Raw genomic sequence first — 22,427 nt, forward strand, 5'->3', positions numbered from 1 at the left:
TCTCCTTTCTCTCTATGGCCGCAGCAAGACCTTTCCGATCGAAAGCCGTTCCTCGATCAGCCGGTGCGCTGAGGATGCGTCTCCAAAGGGGTATACGTGGCGTACCACCGGTCGGAGCCTGTCGGCCTGGGCCAGATCGATCAACGCTTCCATAATCTCGGGAGTGTGTGCCTCCGCATTGCTGCTACCCCCCCACCCGATCAGCTTCAGATTTTTTACCCAGAAAGGCCAGAAATCGACCTGACCTGTACCGGTGAAGGTGTTGGAACCAAAACTGACCATCCGACCGCCTTCGGCCATGCAGTTCAGACTTTGGGTGAAGACTTCGCCACCTACCGACTCCCACACCACGTCCACGCCACGTCCTGAAGTGGCCTCCAGCACCGCAGCCACGAAATCGTCGGTTCGATAGTTGATTGCCAGATCAGCGCCGAGTTCACGTGTCAGATCGAGTTTTTCCGGGCTGCCAGCGGTGGCCAAAACCCGCGCCCCAAAGGATTTGGCAAGCTGGATGGCCAGAACGCCCGTACCACCTGCGGCGGCGTGGAGAAGCACAGTCTCACCTGCCTTCAAACCCGCCGCGATTTTCAAGGTGTGATACGCCACCGGCGCATAACCGAATGCGGCCACCTGCTCGGGCGTAAACGATGGGGGACAGGCCGTTGTGCCCGGCCTTCCGTCGGGCCTGGGCTGCAAAGCCTTCGCATCCACCACAGCCCACTCCACGCACGAGCCGGGTCGCAGGCCTCCAACCAGATGGCGAGAACCGAGTTCAACACCTTTGGCGTTCGTCCCCAGCGCCGCGACTTCCACGCAGGCTGTGCCACCGGGAAAATAGGGAGGACCCGCGATACCGTAGCTCGATTCTCGTGCCGATCCGATGCGGCCGCTACCGCCGCGCCTGATGTGGAGCTGAATGTAGTCGATGGCAATGGCCAGAACCTTGACCAGGACCTCGTCGGGACCCGCCTGTGGTGTGGCTACCTCCTCACAGTGCAGGACCTCTGGCCCGCCAAATTCGCGGTATACTACGGCTTTCATCGTGTCGGGAAATCGGACGGGATTAATATCTCTTCCGGACATATCTGATGTGACCTCTCTGTAATGCGTCGGACCCTGGCCTCACCGCTGACCAGATCCTCAACGGTTTGAAAATTCCAACTTACCAGCCGTGAACATAATGCCCGTCTCCGAGGGGGAACCAGATATAGTCAACAAGGGAGGAGAGAAAGACCCCTGCGACGTAGCCTATCGGGAGACCGATGAAAAAAGGAGCGGCGCGGCGATACAGACCAATGCCCCCGATGCGCATAATCAGGCTCTTGGCAGCCCAGGTCAAGAAGATGGAGAAAGCGTAGATCCGGGGACCTGTGGTATTCTGGAAGGCCAGGCCGAGGGGATGGAGGGGCCACCAGGGCAGGCGGTTGCGCAACAATATCATGAGCAGAACCTCCAGGGCGCCAAAAAGACAAACGCCCACCTTGGCGGGGTCGAAGACGGTAAGATCGCTCTCCAGGACTTTCGCCGCCAGCCTGTTGTACGGAGCGACCAGTGATCCCTCCGGGTTAAAAGGTCCTTTGTGCAGGTTCTGTCCACCGTAGATGTAGGGCAGGTAGATCACGAAGAAGAAGGAGGCGAACAGACCCGCGAGAAACGCCAGCAGAGCGAGCCAGACGACGAGCGATCGCCTGCGGGTGAGGCTGCTGAGGAGCTTGAAGTGGTGTGGCAGCGCCGGCCAGGCCGGGATGCGGAGATTGCCGAAGAACGCGCCCGTGTTGACCATGCCGATGCCGACGAGGTCCCCCCGAGAGAGGTTCGCGGTGCCGACCAGAGTCTCCAGCATAGGTCCCCCTTTTACAGCCACCGGAAAGAGATGGGTAAACCCGCTGGCGGCCGTGAACTTAGCAACGGTCAGGTAGGCGATGTAGAGCATAAGGGTGTGGGCGATAGCCATTGGGAGCGATATGCCGAAGGCGTGCATCAAGCCGATGATGAAGACGGTAGAAATCCCGAACCCGAGCAGGGCAATCCGATAGGACGCGGTCCCCTCGTCCTTCACAGCACCTACGTCCCCGAGTGCGGTGCGCCAGACCCGCTGCAGATGGCCCCGCGCGACCCAGACCGACCAGAGCGCCAACAGGACCATTGCGCCGTAGCCCTCCAGATCGAGGATTCCACTGGGAGGAGCCTGCTGTCCGGACAGTCCAATACCGAAGCCAGTGCGGTTCATGATTCCCAATTTGAAAATCGCCAGCAAGCGGAATGCCCAGAGGCTGAGCAGGATATCCAGATTGCAGAAGTAGGTAAGCCCGATCACCGTGGGCAGGACGCGGAGATAGACCGGAGGAAAGTCCCTGCTTACATGCACCGCCTTGGTCAGGTAGAATCCAAAAACGGTGATTTCGGGCAATACGACCGCGAAGTAACCCACGATATTCCAGAGAAAGATACCAAATACCAGAAAAAAGCCCGCCCAGAAGACGCCATCGCGGAAGAGGCGGGGTACCCGTCCCGGCTCGTCGAATCCCGACGTCAACTCCACGGCAAATTGCGCAAGCGGATAGGTCAACCGCTCGGCATCCTCCCACTGGCGCTGGAGGATAATAAACGCGCAGATGCCGGCTGTGAGCACGGCGATGGGGACCGCCGTACCCCAAAAGAGGGGCCTGACCCACCCGATCCAGGGCACGGGTGTCTCGGGCGCAAGGCCGTCGTAATAGGGCCGGATAACAGCCGGAGACGCATCGGGCATATACCACCAGGGCAGGGCGTCGAAGAACGCCTCTTCCCACCGGTTCTCGGGGGAGGCGAAGTAGGTGGGAGCGGCCAGGGTACTCGCCCAGTAGCCGGTAAAACCCTCAAAGGGGATGTTTCCGGCGATCCAGGACATGCTGTAGATCACCAGGAGTTCGGTGCCGCTCAACGCCGCTCGGGGGAAAAAGGCCTTCAGGCCCAGGTTGACGAAGAGCCAAAGACCAAACGGGATCAGCATCGCCATTGGAAACTGGGACTTATTCAGGGAAAAGGAGCCCATGACCATGCCGGCATAGTCGGCATAGATGTTGAGAATTACGACAGTGGCCGCGCCCAGGAGAACGGAGCGGAGGGTGATGCGGGCGGGCGCCTTCTCGGGAGCCTGGCTGGCCTTGGTGTCAAGAGCTGAAGAATCTGGCATGGAATCTGTTAAAAAAATCGCAATGGCGCAAAAGCCCCCATTCGAACCGAAAAAATCCAGTCGGGTAAACTTTGCGCCACTTGAGGTTCCCCCGGCTCCGCCTAAAAGGGAAGCCGAGGGGATTTCGCGTTTTCAGTCTGGCGGTTACAGCGAGCCGGAAAAACTCAGACGGATCGGGGCATCGAAATATTTGCCGAAGTCGGAGTAGGCGATGTCCAGCCGAATATTTCGACCTGAGAAGGTGCCCTTCAGCCCTGCGCCGACGGTCCACGATTCTGCATCGTAGTCAAACTTATAGCCAGCGCGCAGCGCGACGATATTCTTCAACCACAACTCGCCGCCCAGATTATAGCGCTGGTCGCGGTCGGTGAAGTAGGCCCCCTCAAAAGAGGCGGTCAGCGACATCGGGTCGCCCAACTCGCCGAAGACCTCCATCGAGGTACCCAGGTTGAACACCACTGGAAATTCCGCGGGGTCGCTGTGGATCTTCATCTCGTTGCCCAGGTTGTTGATGCCCATGCCGATGCGGAGGCTGCGGTAGCCAGTATGCAGCAACGTGTAGAGGCTCAGCGAGGTCCCACCCAGCTTTTCCGGGCCGAGATTGGACTGTACGAATGAAAACTTGGCAGCCGCGGAAAGCTTATCGGTCAACTGACGGGCAAAAATCACACCCAGGGCGTAGTCGCCTACATCCAGCATTTCTCCTGTGCCATTGGGCTCCAGGATGGTGGTCCGTTCGATCTCTGGAGGTTGGTGATTGACCACGGAAATGCCCAGCACAGCGTTCCACCCGACATTGAGGGCAACAGCGCCAGAGTAGAACCTGGAATCTACCAGCCACTGCACATATCCGAAGGAATAACCCAACCGCCGCACCGAGGTGATACCGGCCGGATTCAAATAGATCGCATCCATGCCCTCAGCAACAGAGGTATAGGCATCGCCCATTGCCGCAATACGGGCACTGGGTGTGACCTTCAGGAAGGCGAGCGTACTCGGCCCTTGCTTTTCAAAAGCTCCGGTAACCTTGTCATTAAACAGGTGCGGCACATCCAACTCTTGCTGTGCCTCCGCCCCCAGCGTGCCGCAGACGACAATCGCGATCACAAAGAAGAGAATTCTTTTCATAGTTGAAACCATCCTTTATTTAAAACAGCTACTTGTGCAGGATAAAGGCTCCTCGAGACAGCTTGCCCATGCTCTCCTGTACTTCGGATTCCACGACAAAATAGTACAGTCCGGAAATGACCTCTCCACTGAGGAACCGATCCTTTAACTCCCAATTGGTCTCGCCGAGAAGCGGGTTGTCGTGTCTGATTATCGCTACCATATCGCCCGATACCGAAAAGATGCGGATCGTACACTTGTGGGGTAATCCCACAAACCGCAGGCTCTCGGCACCCTGGTAACTCTGGCCGTCCAGAGTCACGCTGAACGGGTTGGGCACCACCCGCACCTGTCGTTCCAGATTGTCGCTCAATGTGCTACTGGCCATCTTGGGGCGCAGCGGCACATTGACCTTTGTCTCCGGCGCGGAGTAGCCGCCCTCCAGTCCGCTCACGGTGAGGTGTTCCCGGACTTTCGGAGGCAGATCGGCCAGGGTCACTGACCCTTCGTTCCAGTCCTGCTTGGGGGAAGCAACGGCGCGGACATTGTAGATATAGCGAAAGCCAGCCAGAGAGTTCGTATCGACATACTTATACGTTCCGGCACTGGTGGCGGGAATCTCTTCCACCAGTTCCCACGGACCGTATTCCTGGAAGGTAGATCGGTAGATCCGGTAGGCCACAACATCGGCCGTCCCATATTCGGGATTGATTGCCTTTTCAACGGCGTCGGTCCACGAGATCTCGATGTTGGCATCCTGGTTATTTCCCGCCTGGAAGTCCACGTCCGGAGGAGAGTTGGGAATGCGGAAGCCGCTGTCGTATGCGAACTGGGCGTGAGACAGGTTCTGCAGGAGAGCCTTTTCACCCTGGGCAAGCACCTGCTTGCGGGCATCGTCATTCAGGCCCCTTTCCCCCACCCCGAATGCCCAACTCATCTGGTCCCTTGCAAAACCGGTCCTGGAATCGACATTGCTCTCTTCTATGTCCCCGGCGTGGCCAAAGACGTAGGCGACCACGATCTTGGCCTTATCTCCGGGTGCCAGGTCGTAGGGACCGTAGATCTGGTCGGACCAGACGACCCCCTCTGCAGGGGGATCGGCCATCGAGGGAGCCGTGTAAATGTCGTAGAGATCGGCCATACCGACGCCCTTGCCGATGGGATCATCGATATTATCAAGCCCGTGTGCCCTGAACCAATGCCCCAAAACCTGGTCGCTCTTCGGATCCACATAGCCCTGTGCCAGATCGTTCGCGTTGAAAACGTGGCTGGAACCGGAATTGCGAAACGCCAGAGGTGCAAACCCGGCGTATTCTGGCGCGATCGGTGTGCCTTTCGGTCGGTCTCCGCTGGCCGGGAAGGAACCACCGGGATTTTCAAGATCGGAATCAAATGGATCTCCCGTGTCTTCCTCAAAGCTATTGGTGGTATTCCCGTCATATACATAGGTGATGTGTTTGCCGGCGAAGTCCGCAGCGGTCAAGCCGCTGAGGGAATTGGGCTGGAAGCCGGGAGATCCCGAGAAACGGAAGAAATCGTCCAGCCCACCCGACCTGTTGTATCGGATCATCCCACCTTCGTGCCCCCACCGGTAAGAGGTACCGGTGGAGTTGACGTAGAGGGTGTTATTGAAGCCGAAGTAGGTATCATTGAGCTGTTTATCGCCCCGGTTCTCGAACTCGACATCCACGATAATGAAGTCGTCGAAGTCCTGGTGGCTCCAGGCGTATATCTTGCGCGTCATCACGATGTTGTGCTTGAACCGCGTCTGCGTGATGTGAATCTCCTCAGGCGCGTCCTGCACGGGTGGATAGATATGGTAGTCGTAATTGTGAATCTCGTAGGGTTCGGCAGCCGTGGCATCGCCCGACTTGGGCGTTGCGCCGGGATACCAGTTGGACATTTCCAGACCGGTCTTGATCCCCCTGAAGGGCACGACCGTGCGGATGCCCCAATTGGCCTCTGGGCCGTTCAGGATGTCGTAGATCATCGGGAACACATCCTCCGAGGGGTGGCGCGGACCGGTCCAGGAGACGTGCTTCTCTCCATCCACATTCGTGAGTACCAGCACGCCATTGCCGGATGAATGCATGGTGCCTTCAGACTTGTTCGCACCGTCAGACCAGGCCTTGTCACCCCAATATTCCATGTAATCGGTAGGATTCATCAGAGTGTAAAATCCCATCATCATGCCGGGGTAGATCAGACGGAATGCAGCCCGGCCCGCGCTGTCGGCGTAGTGCATGCCGGAAAACCCATAGTTGTGAAAGGTCTCCCAGACAAGCGAGCGCGTCATCATGCGGCTGGCGTAGTAATCGAGCTGGGCCGAAGCGGTCAGGGCGCCCGACAGCAGTAGCGCCAGCGCCAGCAGGCCCACCCCAAGCCATTTCTTTATCAGAGATAAGGACATTGAAATTCCTCCAGTGTATATTCAAGGTCAAAACTTCAGGCGTGCGCCGACCACCCAGTTGCGGGGATAGCGGCCCAGTCCCTGGTCGTAACGGTCTATATCGCCATCCCCATACTTCAAGTAGGTGCCGTTGTCCGGGTCTGGCATCTGCTTCCCCCACTGTATCCAATCGAAACCGGTCGTCATGTCGGCCTTGTCGTTCCAGAGGTTGTGGATCTCCAGGAAAGCGGTGGCTGTCATAGCACCACCAATGTAGAATTCCTTCTCCAGATTGATATCGCTAACCAGAGAGATCGGCCCGGTCCGTCGCTCCCGGGGACCTGTGGGAGGCGTATAATTGAAGGGAATACCGGTATGGAGCCGGTAGAGCAACGATATCCGAAGACTGGCCAGGGGCGCAATGTGAAAATCAGAGGGACTGGAAAAAAGGAATTGCCCGCTGAGGATGTTGCGCCGGTCGATACCGCTTTGCAATGTCGGCGTATTGTACCGGCCGATGGTATAGGCATAAATCCCAGGCTCGAGTATCTCCACCGGGGCGTTCCAGTAGCCATCGGACAGAGGCTCGCCGATTCGGCTATCGTAATCCCTGAGTTGTGCCCTGGCCCTTTCGGCCAGTTGCACCCGCTCTTCCTGAGTGGGTGCGTGAGGAACCTCCTGCCCGTCCGCCCGCGCATCCACACCCACGAAGTATCGGTCACTCATGACGTATGAGGGCCCAACCACATGGTAGGCTCGCCAGTTCCGAAAGCCGGAGTTATTCATATTTTTTGTCCACGCAAGATTATACGCCACGTTGAACGTGACCATGTTGCTGAACTGCTTTCGCAGAGAGACCTCGAACCCCCGGGACCACTTCCGACCCCGGTTGCCGGATCCCCTTGAAGAGACGCCGTCGTACCCGAAAGCCGGTTCCTCCAGGCGCCAGGAGGTGGAGCCATTGGTGATAATCCCCATCTGATCCCTGTAAAAGGCAGTGACACTGGCAACGTATTTACCGGCGAAGTTCCAGTCAAACCCGGCCTCGAAACTGGTTGATTTTTCCGGCTCGATGTCGGACATCCCGGAGACCGCGTGGTGGAACTGCTTCAGGCTGTTGTACTTCTCCATCTGATCGATCTGTCCGTTCCCGTTCACATCCCTGTCCTCTCCTGTCCCCCCGAATTCCCGCTGGTAAAAATTCTGGATATCGGGAAATTGCCGGAAGACGCCAGTGAAGAACCGGATGGTGGAGCGATCGGTGATGGGGTGAGAGACGCCAACCCTGGGACTCCAAGCGTGCAAAAACGGGAGGTCTTCGGTTACGGGCATGTTCCGAAAGCGCGTCAGGGATTCGTAGTGTCTGAACATCCAGAGCGTGGCGATATTGCGCCAGCCCTTTACCGGGTCCATTGCGTCGAACCGGATACCGGCGTTGATCACCAGGCCCTCAAACTCCATCTTGTCCTGGATATAGACCCCGTACTGGATGGGATGAGCCCGCTCCATACCGATGATCGGGTCGCCCGGACCGCCGGCAAGGCGGATCGTAAAAGCGCGGGCCTGACGGGAGCCCTCCTCGTGGTGGTAGAGGCCGTAGCGGGTGATCTCAAACCCGGTTTTGACAAAGTGTCCCTTGGTGATCTGGCTGCTCAGATCGGCTTTGATGCGCACCCGCTTGTTATCCATATACTTAAAAGAATAGATATCCCTCGGCAGAAAGTACCCCTTGCTGTCGCGTCGCACACCTTGGGTCACAGGAGGCACATCGCTGGTATCGGTCAGGGTTTGCTGCCAGTTGAGACGCACCTCATAAAAGGTCGTGGGGGATAGGGTATGGGTAAAGAGGAGATACGCCATCCTTTCGCTGAAGTTCTGTTTGCCAGCTGCAGAGTGGCCCTCGGGCAGGAAAAGATTGCGCCCGCCCCTGGTGATACCCCGCACACCCCCGTCGGTATCTAGCTGCTGGCCAGCGAAGGGATCATCGGGATCGATCCTCGTATTAGACCCTCCAATTCGTCTGCTGCCTCTGGTCCCGGGATCGAAACCCTCGTAATAGGCGAACACCCCGCCCAACTTAACCTTGAAGTTGGGAGATGGTCGGGTGACAAAGTTGCCGAAAGTCTGGATATTGAGTGGCTCGCGGTTGAGCGCGCTGGGATAGATGGGGGCCTTGCGACTGTGGGCTGCATTCACAAAGAAGGAGACGTCCCTGGCGATCGGTCCAGAGGCCGAACCCTCCAAATAGTGCCCGAACACGCCCGTGTAGTCGGTGCGTTCATGCACCTTGCGCCCGGTCTCGGGATCGGTTTCGTTCGTAAAGGCCGGGTCACTCCAATCCACCTTGCCTGCGTGGAAGGGATGATCGTAGATATTCGGTCCCCAGTGTCTCTTGGCAGGCAGATCCAGGCGGTATTCCCCAAAGCCCGTATAGGCGTCCCGGCCCTCTTTGGTGACCAGGCTTATCACGCCTGCCTGAGCGTTGCCGTACTCGGCCTCCATCCCACCAGTGACCACCTGCACCTCCTGCAGGGCGCTTTTGTTGATGCCCATCCAGGTGGGAGCAACAAATCCGTCGTTGTTGACGAGCCGAACCCCGTCAATCTCCACAAAGGTATCGTTTGAGCCAGCCATAGACGCATTGTTGCTGCCCCGGATGCGGAGGTTGCCGTCCAGCGACACGCCCGGCTGTAGCGCGATCACCTCATCGAGGGTGCGCGCAAGGGGCACATTCTCGATGTCCTCGGCATCGACGACATAACGGCTGAAGGTCCGGTCCGGCTCTACTGGTGGTCGCTCGGCAATCACCACCAGTTCTTCGGCCTGTAGCGCGGCCTCCACCAGATTAAAATCGACGGTGGTGGTGAAATCCGCTTGCACGACCACATCCTGTTTGGTCGCCGCGGTATAACCGACCATCGAGGCTTCCAATTCATATCTGCCGGGTTCGACCGACAGAATGAGAAAGTAGCCTTCTGCATCGGTCGTAGCACCCCTGCGGGTGCCCTGGATCACCACGTTGGCCCCGGGTAATGGCGCGCCTGAGACATCGGCCACAACACCATTGAGTTTGCCGACCGTCCCGGCCGATACGTCCGCGGGCGAGAAGGCGATCGGCACCCCGATCAACAACAGGCAAACCAAATAATAAAGGTATTTCATAGAAAAACCTCCTTATCGCGTAAAGTCGTGAGACATTGCCGGATATGGGCTACTGCTGGGTATAGAACTTGAACCGCACACCGACATTGAGCTTCTGAAAGGGGAAGACCTCTTCCATTCCCCAGGCCTCCAGCGGACGCACACTGCCCAACACGATGTTATACTGTCCTCTCAAGTCGATAGCCAGAGATTGGGAGGTGAAAAACTGCACCCCCAACCCCACATTGAGCCCCAGCGTCATGTGCTGGTCAATCGCAGGCTCCAACAGCAGATTCTCGTTCAGAGGCGGCGCGGGCTGACCGGGCCAGATGAGGCCACTGACCTCGTTCTTATATTTAAAATACCCCGTACCCACCACCAGGTAGGGCGCCCTACCCCCGCCTTCTGCCAACTTCTTACCCCCCTGATTAAAATGATATAGCCAGCTAATCGTCCCGCCCATCCAGGTCATCTTCGAACTGGCCTGTGGGCTGGCATACTCCTGCTTGTCAATCGACCAGAGAAATGTCCGATTCTCCAGTTCTCCGCCACTGTACTTGATGTAGTGTCCCTCCACTTCGGCGGTCCACCGCTCGTCGAGGACGTAGAGCACCGTCCCACCGAGATTGACACCACCGGAGGGAAACCATTCGTTTAATTTGAAGGTCGGCAGATCGTAACTGGCAGCGACGCCAAAACCCCACGTCCCCCCAACTTGCGCGACGGCGCCAAAGGGCCAGGACAGCAACAAGACCCCCGCTAAGAGCAACATCCTGTATCTCATAATTCCTCCTTTTTGAGACCTTCAATCCCTTCGAAAACTACTCCAAAATACTATTAGATCTTCCCGCGTTTTACCTCCTTTCAACAGGCATAACAGTTTACCAAATAGCACTTTAATACAAAATTTGTCTTGACAATAAAAGACAACCCGTTTTATTTCCTGACCTGGATATGCGAGGAGGTGAAAACGCCTCTTCTCATATCTCCGAAGCCGTTAGCTCCAGTCTCGCCAAAGGTCGGTAGCTAACGGCTCTTTTTTTTCAGCTTGAACTCTCTCCATACACCTATCTGATAGTGCCCAGCAGTTCCCTTTGAAAAAGATAAACCTTAAGAATTCCTGTGTCAAGCCATTAGTAAAAGTAAATATAGCCTGCATATTCACCAACTATGCACGCCATGTCCTTGCCCTGGGAACCAGACCGCGTCAATGAGAAAACACCAGACGACCCCAAACGTGTAGCCAATCAGCAGGCCCAAAAACAGGGGCATGGCCCGGCGGTAGAGGGTCACCCCGCCAACGCGCATCAGGATCGCCTTGCAGACCCAGGCGAAGAAGACCGGGATGACGATGGACTTGGAGTTATCCGAGGCAGATATGGCCAGACCAATGGGATGGATCGACCACCAGGCAAACCGATACCGCAGGAAGGTGAGCAGACCCATCAGAGCCGCGCCAATGCCAAAGAAGATCATCCGGTCCAGGGCTATTGGCCCGGGTGTCCTCATATGCGACAGGGTAGAGGAGAAGACACTCTTGGGATTTCCCTTGTAGTAGAACGCAAAGTTGTAGGCCCCGTGGACATATCCCAGATAGAGCGTAAGCCAGACCGAGGCGACGAGTCCGACCAATGCACCGATCACCACCCAGAACACCAGCCTGCGTCGATTTTTCCGAATTAAGTCGCCCAGCTTGACGGCCTGCGCCAGCCCCGGCGCGAACAGGCCACGGATGTAGTCGATCAGCGAATATGAGAGAAGCATCGAGGTGAGGGTGGACCCTGTCATCACGTCGGTCCCCCGCATGTCCATCGCAAAGGCCTGCGCGGTGATGGGGGCCTGCGTGGTAACCAGGCCGGTCTCGGAGACGATTCGGGCCATCCCGATGTAAATGATTCCCGTGCCAGCCAGGAAGACCAGCGCTGTGAGGAGGTCCATGCCGGATTGATGGATCAGGAACAGGATATACAACAGACTCAGCAACAGCCCCAAAACCGATGTGCGGTAAGAGAGGATCTCCTGGCGGTCATCAACCGGATAACGGGAATTGAGAGCCTTCAAAAAGACGTCCCTCAGGTGGTGCCGGGCCACCCAAAGTCGCCAGAGGACCAGACAGGCCAGTGCGCCAAAACACTGCCAGGACTGAATCTCCTGATCGGCGGTGAAAGAGTCCGAGGGTTGCTCGGTCTGCAGGCCCATGCGGTTGATGATGTGCCCTTCCACCACATGGATCAGGAAGAAGAACCAGACACTGAAGAGGACCTCCAGATTGGCGAAGTACGCAAAGCCGAGCGTGTAGAACTGCAAAGGGCGAACTCGTAGGGAAGGCGAGTAGCGCGTGAATTGGAAATAGCCTCCGGAAGGGATAAGGGCGATATCGGGGACGGCGGGAAAGAACCAGGAGAGGGATTTCCAAAAAAAAAGTCCAAACGCCAGAAGGGCCGCAACCCAGAAGAGCTTGCTCCGCATCAAGGTCGGCCAGAGGCGCTCCGAATCGGCGTCTCTGACCAATTCAATGGGTATGGAGACCAGAGGGTACACGAGTTTCTCGTGCTCGACCCACTGCTTTCGAAGGATCACCATCACACACGCCGTCCCAACCAGGATGGCCGCGATGAGGCTGCTCCACCACACCAGCGGGACCAGCCAGACCGTCCAGGGAGCCTGTGCGCCCGGGGGCAGCCCCTCGTAGAACATCCTCAGAGCCTCGCGGTCGGTGGGCACCATCCAGGTGCTGAGATGAGGATGGTAGAATTCGGCCCACTGGTTTTCGGGAGTGGCAAAGTAGAACGGGGAGGTGATGATGCCCAGGAAAAAGCCGGTAATGCCGGAACCAGGGACGACCGACCCGACAATACCTATAGCCACGACTGTCAGAAGCTCCGCGGGGGAAAAGGCAAGCCGTTGCCGGTAGAGCTTGAGCAGAGGATTGAGAAATCCCACCAGCAGGACGAAGAGGGCCAGGAGTGGGAGTTGAAAATAGGCCAGATTGAGCCGGGTAGATTTGACGACCGCTTCGGCATAGGTCACCCAGAGGTTGGTAAGGATCACAATGGAGAGCCCCAGAGCGACCGCCCGGAATGTGACCCCACGCTCCGGGAACGGACTGGCCTGTGTTTCGGTCTGTGGAGCAACAATGACATTCTCAGACACTATTCCTCCTTTGAGCTGGAGGTGCGTCTTTTACTCACGCATCACTTCGTAATCAACCGTCGCAAACGCGCCCTCCCACTCCCGTCCAAACGCAATCACATCTTCCACATTTGATTCCCACTCTTCAGGTAAAACTGGTTTGTTCCAGAGTAATTCGCCATACCAATCGGGAACGAGCGATTCATTGAACTTACAACGCCCATTAAGCGACGCCTCCCCGTACAACTCAACGTAACGCTTATAAAATGCAGCCTTAATTGTTATTGAGTTATCAGTTGGCCTTACCGTGCCCTTTGGTAATAGAACAACATTACAAGCGCAGGAAAAGTCTCCATAGGGATATAGAGCTTCTCGAACACATTTGAAAAACTGCTTTTCAAAATCTATTTCTGATTCTTTGTGTGTGAACACATGGGCCAACTCAAACTCCCCAAGACCTGAATTTTTCCAGTTTGGACCGCTATACGTTTTTCCGTTTGCAAGAAAACACCATAGATGACGGGGAAAAGTGTTGTCATCTATTATGGCCTTGTATTCTTCATTATATGCGTTTTTCTTTCCTTTCGCGCTCACATATCGCCTATTGAAGCCCTGAAGCATTCAGAATACTGTGTCAGATAGAGACATCGTTTTTCTCATCTACCATAACGATGAGTTGGCGCACGATAGGTACCAGTTTGCGGGGAACCTGCATAGCGGTATAACCTTGCTCAAAGGCAGCCTCATCTTCAGCAATGGTCTCTTCTTCTGTCCGGGATTCGACATGGTCAATGACCTCCTGGACGCGCTTCTGATTCCACCCATCAGGATATTTATTTTTATCCATATTTATCGCCTCCTGCGTTGGCGACGGCGGAGAGCCCGCAATTCGTTGCCACGCATCTCAATAGCGGTTATAATGAAAAAGCTATCTGCGGGATAATCGTCGCGCACATAAACGATGCGCAGATATCGGCCGCCTCGGGTCTGGCCCAGGGCTTCGCGAGTGCCATTGCGACCAGCGCGATCTTCCAGCGCGTTGTGCATTACGTCTTCCACTTCGTACTCTTCGACGCCGTGGTTGTAAATGTGAAACTGATTAGTATCTGGATCAATGTAAAAGCGAAAATGCATATTTTTGCCTATGCAGACGGGGGAGCGAAATTGAGTAAAAAGTGTATCACAACAACGCCAAGATTTTTCCTACCTTATCCTCAAAAATCATCTGCCACTCAGGCGCCAGCATACAATCGCTATCTTCTTGCGCACCACCTCGATTTTTGAGTTGCTCTGCCGTTGGCGTATAATAGATATATCCATTTGTAACACCCGCGACAAAAGTGAACTTATGCGGAGACTTCTTTTTAATATTGAGACCGATCTCCACCGACAACTCACCCGGAAACGTCACCAGAACAAATTCCCCAACTCTTAAACCCATCATCTCAACTTCAATTGTACTCTCTCCAGCAGCGACATTCCGCGCCTGATGTTTTTTAAGCAAATTTAGATTAATCTGGATCCTCGTCAATTTCTCCATCGCGTAAATATTCTCAATATACCGGTCCATATTCGCTCTATTTTCGGCATCCAGCTTCTTCAAACCATCTCTCCCCATCATCTCCTCATGCAAATAACGATGAGAATAATAAGAAGGAAAATCGCGGGAAAGATTGTATTTCACATACAGGGGAATAAACGTCTTCAAATTGAGACTCGTCCCCTTCAGAGCCTGAAGCAATTGCATCTGTTCGGCCTGTAGAGATTCGATCCGCCCTGCGAGGTCGGCCCTTGGCAGTTCAATGGTCTCACGGATAACCTTCAACTCCCCTCCTTCACTACTGCGGATCCTCTTCAACCCCTGCAACGTGCTAAGACCCAGCATATTCCCCAAAATCTCGGCATCCCGAGGATTATTGACATCCTTGTACAAAATCGGATTGACATCACCCCCACAACCCTGCAAAAACAGAGCAATCGTATCATCGCTCAAATTATCCTCAATCACCCTTGACGCAAACCCGGAAATATCCGCCGTATTCTCTCTACTCGGCACCTCCAGAATCGGATGACACGCAAAATTGAAAACAATCGCCAGCGTCTCACCATCCTCCCTATCCAACCGAAGAATGCCAATCTCCGAATCAACTGGCCCGACCGAAGCGACCTCCTCATCGGGCGAAAGCGAATACGCGTGGCGGACATCGGCTTCCCTTCCATTCTTCAGCACAAGCCTGCGATTCTCCATAATCCTGTCCTCGCAGCCAGTACCAGCACCCACACTCACGGAAACCATATTTTGCCACGCCTCCACGACCGCCTGAACCGTTCGCTGTTCCACATCTGCGCAGACCTTACCATGACAATGGCTGGCATTGATCAGAATACGCGCAGGATCGAGATTTAACTCCCTATTCAATTGCGAACGCACATTGGCGAGAAAATCATTTCTGATAGAACCGATCTCAGCTATCGCTACCGCATCTACAGTCACAATAACAGCTATCTCATCACCAGACCTCAGAACCAGAGCTTTAACATAAAGGGGATCATTGGCCGGTCCCGCCTCCAGATCGGTTATCACTACCTTTGCAACACCCGCCAGGAGATTTCTCGAAATCGCTTCCATACCTTAATCAAAGCCCCAGATCTCTCAGATTATAATTTTTCAAAACACTCTCCCGCGTCTCTTCGTTCCACCTATTGATATCCTCCTCCCCAATCAAAGGCTGATAAACATAGCGAAATTCATCTGGAAATCGCTGCTGCCGCGCATCGATCCCCAGAGCGATCAAACGAGAACGCTCGTGGATACGCGCCTCGTCGTAAATCACCTCCTCATCCCCACGTCTCACCCGCGCATTCAGGACAGAAGACCGACGGTGAAAGCCAAAATTAATCGTCATCCGCTTATCCGGCGACGTATTGGCAAAAGAAGCGTGCAGAGCCTGACGGTTGGACATAACCACATCGCCGGGCTCACACACCATGGGAACCGCCCCCGGCAAACGGTCAGAACCATCATTATCCGCAATCATCGCTTTAATATCCAGCTTGCCCCGCTTGTGCGAACCGGGAATCACCCAGACCCCGTTAGCCGCCGTACTCCCGAAAAGCTGAGCCATAAAATTAAACCCATGCGTACCCTCATCCCAATCGGGCCTGTCCCACTGCGTGGTACCGTCCTGATGCCAGGCCACCGATGCCCCCAGCCCCGGCTGCTTGACAATAACAGACTCCGTAAACGGCGTAAAATCCGGCCCATTAATCTGCTCTGCAACAGACAGCAGTTGGGGATGACCATAAAGCCGCAAACAAGAATCCATAATTTGCAGTGGCGCAGCGATATTGGAAATCACATAAGCCGGCGCATCAGCCGGAGGCTCTGGCTCCGACATCCTGGCCGGATGCCGCCCATTATTGCTCGACGTACCCCCCACGGGATCGCTCAGCGGTTTGACAAAGCGAAAAGGCTGTCGCGCCAAATCCGCCCCGAGTGCTCTGCGGCCCATTGAATCGACCAGCGCGTCTTTAGTATGCGGTGCCCGCTCAAACGCATGCGCCAGATCCGCCTGCAAATCTTCGAGTTCCTCAGCGCCCAGCGCACCCTCAAACACATAGAACCCCACGCGCCAATACGCCTCTGCAATATCCTCATCCAGCGCACCGTCCGCATTAAACTTGATAGCACCGCGATTCCCAAGCGCAAACGCCATCTCCTCGCCCTCGCGGACATAAGCATCCTCTGATTTAATTTTCATTTTATTTCTCCTCTACCAATAGTCCTGTGCGCGGGCGACCACAGTGGGTCGCTCCTACATCTATTTATCTGCGTTCATCTGTGTTCATCTGTGGTTGCTTTTACCATCCATGCGTCCAGTGTGGCGTTGACGGAAACCAGATATAATCCACAAGCGAAGAAAGCGCGCATCCCGTCACATACCCGACAACGAGACCAAAGAAAAACGGACGTATCCGATTGTAAAGCGGAATGCCGCCAAACCGCAGAATCATATGCTTGGCCGACCACGTCAGAAACATACTGAAAGCATACGTCCTCGATCCCGCGCTAATCTGAAAAGCCAGCCCCATCGGATGCAACGGCCACCAGGGCACGCGATTTCGCAAAAGCGTAAGCAAACCGGCAAAAAGCACGCCCAGAACCCACACAGTCGCCTTGGCCGGATCGAACACTGTCTTATCGGCCTGCACAATAATTGAAACCATGCGATTATAGAGATTCCGATTACCACCTTGAAATCCACCCAACCCCAAATTCTGCGCCGCATTGTCATAACCCAGATAAATCGTATAGAGCATAGACGCGAAAAAACACGTCGAAAAAGCCAGAAAAATCGTCCAAACAACCCGCTTCCGTCTCACTTCGGACGAAAAAAGCTTGAGATGGTGGGGCAGCGAGGGCCAGACCGGAATGCGGTAATTCCCAAAAAACATATTGGAATTGACGAGACCCAGACCAACGACCTCCCTGCGCGTAAACGTCGAATAGCCAATCAAACTCTCAATAATTCGCCCACCCCGAACCGCCACCGGAAACAAATAGGAGAACCCACTCGCCGCCGTGTATTTCGCAATAGTAAAATAGGCAATATAAAGCAGCACCACCTGAAGAATCGCAAGGGGCAACGAAAGCCCCATATACGTGACAAACCCCACGACAAAAACCGTAGAAAGTCCCAACCCCACAAGCGCGAACCGGTAGGGAATAAGACCATCATCCTTGGGAGATCGACACCCCTCTATTGCCGCCTGAAACACCCTGCGCAGATGCCCCCGAGCAATCCAGACCGACCACAGCGCGAGAAAAACAAAAGCCCCGTGGGATTCCAAAAGCAAAATCTCATACGCATCTGCCTGCTGACCCGTATAGCCCACCGTATATCCAACGCGATTGATAAATCCTTCTTTCAAAATCGCAAAAAGTCGAAATGCCCAAAAAGAAAGAAGAATATCGAGATTGCACAAATAGGTCAGCCCAATAACGGGCGGCATAATGCGCAGCCTCAAAGGCGGGAAATGTTCTGCAATAATAACATCCTTATTCGCGATACGCACCGAATCGTAAATCCCCATATGGGGCAAATTGGGCGCAAAATACGTGATGATATTATAAACATAAACCAGCAACACAACCAGAACGCCCGCCCAGAAGATACCGCCTTTAAACATGGCGGGAATGCGCTCTTTACCATCAAAACCCTCAGTCAGCGCGACGGGAAAAGCCACCAGAGGAAAAGTCAGCTTTTCGGCATCTTCCCACTGCCTCTGAAAAATAACCGAAACACAAAGCGCGGCCACCACAAGCGCGATAGACAAACTGAACCACCAACAAAGTGTGCCTACCCAACTGCCCCACGGAATGCTCTCTCCCGGCGGCAGACCCTCGTAAAAGGTCGTTATGGACCCCTGCGACGCCTGGGGCAATACCCACCAGGGCATAACATCAAAGAGAAACTCCTCCCATCGGTTTTCCGGCGAGGCATAATAAGTCGGAGAACTGACAATACCGCCCCAGTACGTGGCCCATCCCGCAACGGGAATCGTCCCCACAATCCACGACATACTGTAAATCAAGACGAGTTCAGAACTGGAAAGGGCAATGCGGGGCCAAAAAAATCTAAGAACGAGATTGACGCCAATCCATCCCACAAAAGGCAGCAACACAGACATCGGGAGTTGCGACTTAACCAGCGCGCTATTGACGAGCACCATGCCCGTGTAATTGGTATAAGTATTGAGCAAAACACCCGTAGCCACGCCCAATACAACCGCCCGCACAGTAATAACCGGCCGTTTTTGTTCTGATACATTCCCTGAAGGTTGAGCGCGTGCCATAACGACCTTAGTCATCATAAGTGACGACAACATCATCGCCGTCAATCTCTACCGCATAGGTCTTGACATACACCTCCGGATCCACCAGACAGCGTCCCGTTGAGATTTCAAAAGACCACTGATGCCAGGGACAGTGCAGAATCTCGCCATCGCCATCAATGGAAATCTCGCCCTCCCCCGTGGAAGGCGGTGCCTGAGTCGTCACCCGACCGCCGAGTGTCCCTGTGCAAAGCGGACCATTCTTATGCGGACAAATATTGCGAACCGCGTAAAACGAACCCCCGACATTAAAAATGCCAATCCCGGCGCGCCCGCGAAATGGCACCACAATTTTGCGCTGCCCGGGCGGGATCTCCGAAACCCTGGCAACTACAATACGCGCCATTTACACAACCTCCATACGCAGCATCTCCAGGGCATTATCGGCAAAAATGCGCTGATGCAAATCCTCTGCCAGCCTGGGAAATGTCGTCACGGGATCGTTCCAGTCAAAATGGGGAAAATCCGAACAATAAATAAGGGTCTCATCCGCGTGTAACATATCCAGCATCTGGTGTATCTGCTCGGGTCGCTCAGGCTCGTGCAAAGGCTGTGAGCCAACCCGAATATGGTCGCGGAAATACTCGCTCGGCAAACGCTTGAGCCACGGCGTCTGATCGCGCAACGCCTTCCAATCCGAATCCATGTGCCACATCAGCGGAACAGCCCAAAACTGCTGTGCTTCAATAAGCGCAAACTTCAAATTTGGGAACTTCTCAAAAACACCTTCACAAATCAACGACGCCGCATGGGAACTCGCCATATACGGTCGGCTCATTCTGGACTCCATATAATACGTGGGAAAACCCACCGGAGTCGGAACAGTCCGCGTTGCCCCACCGCCGCCACCCACATGAGAAACCACTGGCAACCCGTGATTCTCACACGCCTCCCATATCGGATGGTAAAAACGATTGCCAAAAGGCATCATCGTACCCATCGGCACCATCACCGCAACCGTATCTTTGCGATGCGCCAGCCTGTTGATTTCATCGACCGCCTGAGACGGATCAGTAGGCGAAATGAGAATCGCATTGACGAGACGGTCATCGCGACTGAGCCAGTGCTCAATCGTCCAATCATTAAACGCGCGACACAACGCAGCCGCCCAATCCGGATCCGGCAAACCCGAATACCCGTAAAAAGGCGGTGGACCCGTCAACAGCGCATAATCGATATGCCAGCGGTCGAGATGCTCCTTCTGCAAAAACGCAACAGAAAAATTGAAATCCCGCTCCTTGAGATCCGGATCTTTCAAATCCGGTCGATTGGCGCGGAAAGGCATATTGGGATATCCACCGCCGGGCAAATGCAAACCCTGATCGTAGAGATGCTCCTGATAAAATTTGGAAAGATGCGGCAACAAATCTTCCGGGCGGCGAAAATTTTGGTGTACATCGCAATCGACAATCGCAACACCTTCTCTGGACTTAGCGGTCCAGCCCGGTGCCGTAATGGGAGCAGCACCTATTTTTCCACCTATATCGCTCATTTAGTCCTCCATATCTACTTTAATAGGTGTTTTAATACCTGTTAAAACTAAAAGTACTGACACATCTGAGCACTTGTCAAGACAGAACGGGCTATTTTTGTTGACGTATCGAGAGATTGGTAGTTATTTCTTACTCCCAAAATCATGTTCACGGATGAAAGGAGCGTATTATGTCAAACAAAATTCGCGTAGCAGTCATTGGCACAGGACAGCGCGGACCGTCGCATGCTCGCGAACTATTGGGATGCGATGAAGCCGAACTCGCACTCGTGTGCGACCTGGATGAAGAACGCGCCAAAAATGCTGCTGAAAATTTCAACGTAAAATACGAACTCGACCATCGGGAAGTCATCGCGCGGGACGACATCGACGCCCTGGCAATTGCGACGCACACGCGACATCACGCAGGCGTCATGCGCGATGCAGCCGCGGCAGGCAAGCCATTCCTGGTCGAAAAGCCATACTGCGACAGCATTGAATCGGGCGTAGAAATTTGTGAACTTGCAGAAAAAAATAACGTCGTAGCAATGGTGGGCTATCAATCTCGCTTCACGGCTTTTGCCCAGGAAATGAAAGCACTCGCCTCACAGATCGACCTGATCCAAACCAACGTAACACTTCAACGCGGATTTTTTAACCCGCAGTACTTCTTCCCCGAACACTACAGCGGCATCCTCGACGCGCTCTCACACACCATGGACCTCGCTTTGTGGTGGACAGGCTCTTTGCCCGTAGAAGTCATGGGACACGAGCGTTGCGGCCTGTTCAAACCCGACAAAGACGCCGTAGAATTCGTCAACATCACAACCCGGTGCGAAAACGGACAAATCGTGTGTATGACCGGCAGCATGGCGGGCATCCAGATGCAAAACATCTATCAAATGGCGGGCTTGAGGGGAAATATTTCGGCAACAGAACGCAATCGAATCCGATACGTCACACACCTCGGATTTAACGAAGACAAAACACCAATTGATCTAAAAGCGGGAGAATGGACGGGACCGGGACAGCCACCGAAAGACATGTGGACGCATTTCGCGCAATGCGTGAAAGAAGGGCGAACAGATGTATCGCCCGGAGCGAGCCTGCGAGATGGACTCGCACAAGTAGCGGTAAGCGAAGGTGCATATTTCTCTTCCCGCGAAGGAAAGGCCATCACAGTCGAGCTTTAACGAATCAGCGAATCTACGAATCTACGAACCCCGCCCATCCTCCCAGAATCAGTGTTGCCATTCGTCTATTCGTCTATTCGTCTATTCGTCTATTCGCGCTTTTTTTACCGAAGGAAGACAAAATGAAACTCGGATGCCAGGCGAGATCATTTGGCAAAGGAATATACCCCAGCGAAGCGGACTTCCTCTCAGTGGTTCACCAAATCGGAAAGCTGTGTTTCAGGGGACTGGAAGCAAATTGGAAAAATCTGGAGCGATATTTTCAAGACCCCGAAGCATTCAAACGCATCCTATCCGAAACCAATCTCGAACTGATTGGCGCACATTACGGTGCCGCACACTGGGATGAATCCTCCCGCAAACAAATCAGAACTGAGGGGGATCAGATCGCCGACTTTGTATCCGCTGTTGGCGGACAGTACATTGTTTGCAGCGGACGGCGACCAACACAGGGAACCGTATCAGACGAAATGTGGAAAAAAACCGCAGAAGGTCTGAACCTCCTGGGCGAACACTGCGCGCCCAAAGGTATCCAACTCGCCTATCACAACCACTGGTGGGAATCTGAGCAAGAAGGACTGGTCAAACTGGCGGCATATACCGAACCGTCATACGTGGGATTTGCCTTTGACACCGGACATCACATACGGGCGGGCAAAGACGCAATCGCATTGGTCAGAGAACTCTCAGACAGACTACACATCATCCACCTCGCAGACCATTCAGAAGACGCTGCAGGCCATGCAGTCCGACCACAATTGGGCACGGGCGTATTAGACCTATCAGCATTACGAAACGCGATAGAAGGATTCACCGGCTGGCTGGTACTGGAAGAAGAAAATAACGCCCCATCTCCAGAGAAACAGGTAGCTGAGTGCATTGAGGTGATGCGTAGATTAATAAAATGAAGCGTGGGTCACGAGA

General features: G+C 54.5%; 18 protein-coding genes. 4 read left to right on the forward strand and 14 right to left on the reverse strand.

The annotated features are described in order from the left end of the window. Positions 1-12: 12 nt before the first annotated feature. On the reverse strand, positions 13-1,083 hold the full coding sequence (locus F4Y39_01265; protein MYC12334.1) for a zinc-binding dehydrogenase: 1,071 nt from the start codon (positions 1,081-1,083) through the stop codon (positions 13-15). A 97-nt stretch (positions 1,084-1,180) separates the two neighbouring features. Here F4Y39_01265 and F4Y39_01270 point away from each other — a divergent pair, with 97 nt between their 5' ends. Further along, positions 1,181-1,555, forward strand: a complete 375-nt coding sequence (locus F4Y39_01270; protein ID MYC12335.1) for a hypothetical protein — start codon at positions 1,181-1,183, stop codon at positions 1,553-1,555. Between the two features lie 24 nt (positions 1,556-1,579). Further along, positions 1,580-3,163 carry a hypothetical protein gene (locus tag F4Y39_01275; protein ID MYC12336.1) on the forward strand — a complete coding sequence of 528 codons (1,584 nt, stop codon included), beginning with the start codon at positions 1,580-1,582 and terminating at the stop codon, positions 3,161-3,163. Positions 3,164-3,319: 156 nt separating this feature from the next. Here F4Y39_01275 and F4Y39_01280 read toward each other — a convergent pair whose 3' ends face one another. The 13 genes from F4Y39_01280 to F4Y39_01340 form a co-directional block, all read right to left on the reverse strand. After that, positions 3,320-4,315 (reverse strand): PorV/PorQ family protein, encoded by a 996-nt coding sequence (locus F4Y39_01280; protein MYC12337.1) that lies wholly within the window; start codon positions 4,313-4,315, stop codon positions 3,320-3,322. A gap of 16 nt (positions 4,316-4,331) precedes the next feature. Continuing rightward, complete coding sequence (locus tag F4Y39_01285) at positions 4,332-6,218, reverse strand: hypothetical protein (GenBank protein ID MYC12338.1); 1,887 nt, start codon at positions 6,216-6,218, stop codon at positions 4,332-4,334. 501 nt (positions 6,219-6,719) lie between these two features. Next, on the reverse strand, positions 6,720-9,833 hold the full coding sequence (locus F4Y39_01290; protein ID MYC12339.1) for a TonB-dependent receptor: 3,114 nt from the start codon (positions 9,831-9,833) through the stop codon (positions 6,720-6,722). A gap of 49 nt (positions 9,834-9,882) precedes the next feature. Continuing rightward, on the reverse strand, positions 9,883-10,596 hold the full coding sequence (locus F4Y39_01295; GenBank protein MYC12340.1) for an outer membrane beta-barrel protein: 714 nt from the start codon (positions 10,594-10,596) through the stop codon (positions 9,883-9,885). A 377-nt stretch (positions 10,597-10,973) separates the two neighbouring features. Next, complete coding sequence (locus F4Y39_01300; GenBank protein ID MYC12341.1) at positions 10,974-12,965, reverse strand: hypothetical protein; 1,992 nt, start codon at positions 12,963-12,965, stop codon at positions 10,974-10,976. A gap of 30 nt (positions 12,966-12,995) precedes the next feature. Continuing rightward, complete coding sequence (locus tag F4Y39_01305) at positions 12,996-13,538, reverse strand: hypothetical protein (GenBank protein MYC12342.1); 543 nt, start codon at positions 13,536-13,538, stop codon at positions 12,996-12,998. A 40-nt stretch (positions 13,539-13,578) separates the two neighbouring features. Continuing rightward, a complete protein-coding gene (locus tag F4Y39_01310; protein MYC12343.1) occupies positions 13,579-13,791 on the reverse strand; it encodes a hypothetical protein in 213 nt (70 codons plus the stop codon). A gap of 2 nt (positions 13,792-13,793) precedes the next feature. After that, on the reverse strand, positions 13,794-14,078 hold the full coding sequence (locus F4Y39_01315) for a hypothetical protein (GenBank protein ID MYC12344.1): 285 nt from the start codon (positions 14,076-14,078) through the stop codon (positions 13,794-13,796). A 46-nt stretch (positions 14,079-14,124) separates the two neighbouring features. Further along, positions 14,125-15,573, reverse strand: coding sequence for a hypothetical protein (locus tag F4Y39_01320; GenBank protein ID MYC12345.1), 1,449 nt, complete (start codon positions 15,571-15,573; stop codon positions 14,125-14,127). 7 nt (positions 15,574-15,580) lie between these two features. Continuing rightward, positions 15,581-16,705 carry a phytanoyl-CoA dioxygenase family protein gene (locus tag F4Y39_01325; protein MYC12346.1) on the reverse strand — a complete coding sequence of 375 codons (1,125 nt, stop codon included), beginning with the start codon at positions 16,703-16,705 and terminating at the stop codon, positions 15,581-15,583. 100 nt (positions 16,706-16,805) lie between these two features. Further along, positions 16,806-18,800 carry a hypothetical protein gene (locus tag F4Y39_01330; protein ID MYC12347.1) on the reverse strand — a complete coding sequence of 665 codons (1,995 nt, stop codon included), beginning with the start codon at positions 18,798-18,800 and terminating at the stop codon, positions 16,806-16,808. A gap of 7 nt (positions 18,801-18,807) precedes the next feature. Next, positions 18,808-19,185, reverse strand: a complete 378-nt coding sequence (locus F4Y39_01335; GenBank protein MYC12348.1) for a Rieske (2Fe-2S) protein — start codon at positions 19,183-19,185, stop codon at positions 18,808-18,810. Continuing rightward, positions 19,186-20,331, reverse strand: a complete 1,146-nt coding sequence (locus F4Y39_01340; GenBank protein MYC12349.1) for an amidohydrolase — start codon at positions 20,329-20,331, stop codon at positions 19,186-19,188. It abuts the gene before it with no gap. 170 nt (positions 20,332-20,501) lie between these two features. Between F4Y39_01340 and F4Y39_01345 the strand changes: the two genes are divergently transcribed. After that, entirely contained in the window at positions 20,502-21,503 is a 1,002-nt protein-coding gene (locus F4Y39_01345; protein ID MYC12350.1) for a Gfo/Idh/MocA family oxidoreductase, read from the forward strand. Next, entirely contained in the window at positions 21,323-22,411 is a 1,089-nt protein-coding gene (locus F4Y39_01350) for a TIM barrel protein (protein ID MYC12351.1), read from the forward strand. Before F4Y39_01345 ends, F4Y39_01350 begins: the two co-directional genes overlap by 181 nt. The last annotated feature ends 16 nt before the right edge of the window (positions 22,412-22,427 follow it).

Source organism: Gemmatimonadota bacterium (genome assembly GCA_009838845.1).
Classification (GTDB): Bacteria; Latescibacterota; UBA2968; order UBA2968; family UBA2968; genus VXRD01.

Bases quoted from the DNA above. Each gene is read 5' to 3' on its own strand.
- F4Y39_01340 (MYC12349.1), bottom strand. From the start codon at position 20,331: ATGAGCGATATAGGTGGAAAAATAGGTGCTGCTCCCATTACGGCACCG.
- F4Y39_01315 (MYC12344.1), bottom strand. From the start codon at position 14,078: ATGCATTTTCGCTTTTACATTGATCCAGATACTAATCAGTTTCACATT.
- F4Y39_01330 (MYC12347.1), bottom strand. From the start codon at position 18,800: ATGGCACGCGCTCAACCTTCAGGGAATGTATCAGAACAAAAACGGCCG.
- F4Y39_01270 (MYC12335.1), top strand. From the start codon at position 1,181: ATGCCCGTCTCCGAGGGGGAACCAGATATAGTCAACAAGGGAGGAGAG.
- F4Y39_01320 (MYC12345.1), bottom strand. From the start codon at position 15,573: ATGGAAGCGATTTCGAGAAATCTCCTGGCGGGTGTTGCAAAGGTAGTG.
- F4Y39_01265 (MYC12334.1), bottom strand. From the start codon at position 1,083: ATGTCCGGAAGAGATATTAATCCCGTCCGATTTCCCGACACGATGAAA.
- F4Y39_01345 (MYC12350.1), top strand. From the start codon at position 20,502: ATGTCAAACAAAATTCGCGTAGCAGTCATTGGCACAGGACAGCGCGGA.
- F4Y39_01335 (MYC12348.1), bottom strand. From the start codon at position 19,185: ATGGCGCGTATTGTAGTTGCCAGGGTTTCGGAGATCCCGCCCGGGCAG.
- F4Y39_01310 (MYC12343.1), bottom strand. From the start codon at position 13,791: ATGGATAAAAATAAATATCCTGATGGGTGGAATCAGAAGCGCGTCCAG.
- F4Y39_01295 (MYC12340.1), bottom strand. From the start codon at position 10,596: ATGAGATACAGGATGTTGCTCTTAGCGGGGGTCTTGTTGCTGTCCTGG.
- F4Y39_01350 (MYC12351.1), top strand. From the start codon at position 21,323: ATGGACGGGACCGGGACAGCCACCGAAAGACATGTGGACGCATTTCGC.
- F4Y39_01325 (MYC12346.1), bottom strand. From the start codon at position 16,705: ATGAAAATTAAATCAGAGGATGCTTATGTCCGCGAGGGCGAGGAGATG.
- F4Y39_01290 (MYC12339.1), bottom strand. From the start codon at position 9,833: ATGAAATACCTTTATTATTTGGTTTGCCTGTTGTTGATCGGGGTGCCG.
- F4Y39_01280 (MYC12337.1), bottom strand. From the start codon at position 4,315: ATGGTTTCAACTATGAAAAGAATTCTCTTCTTTGTGATCGCGATTGTC.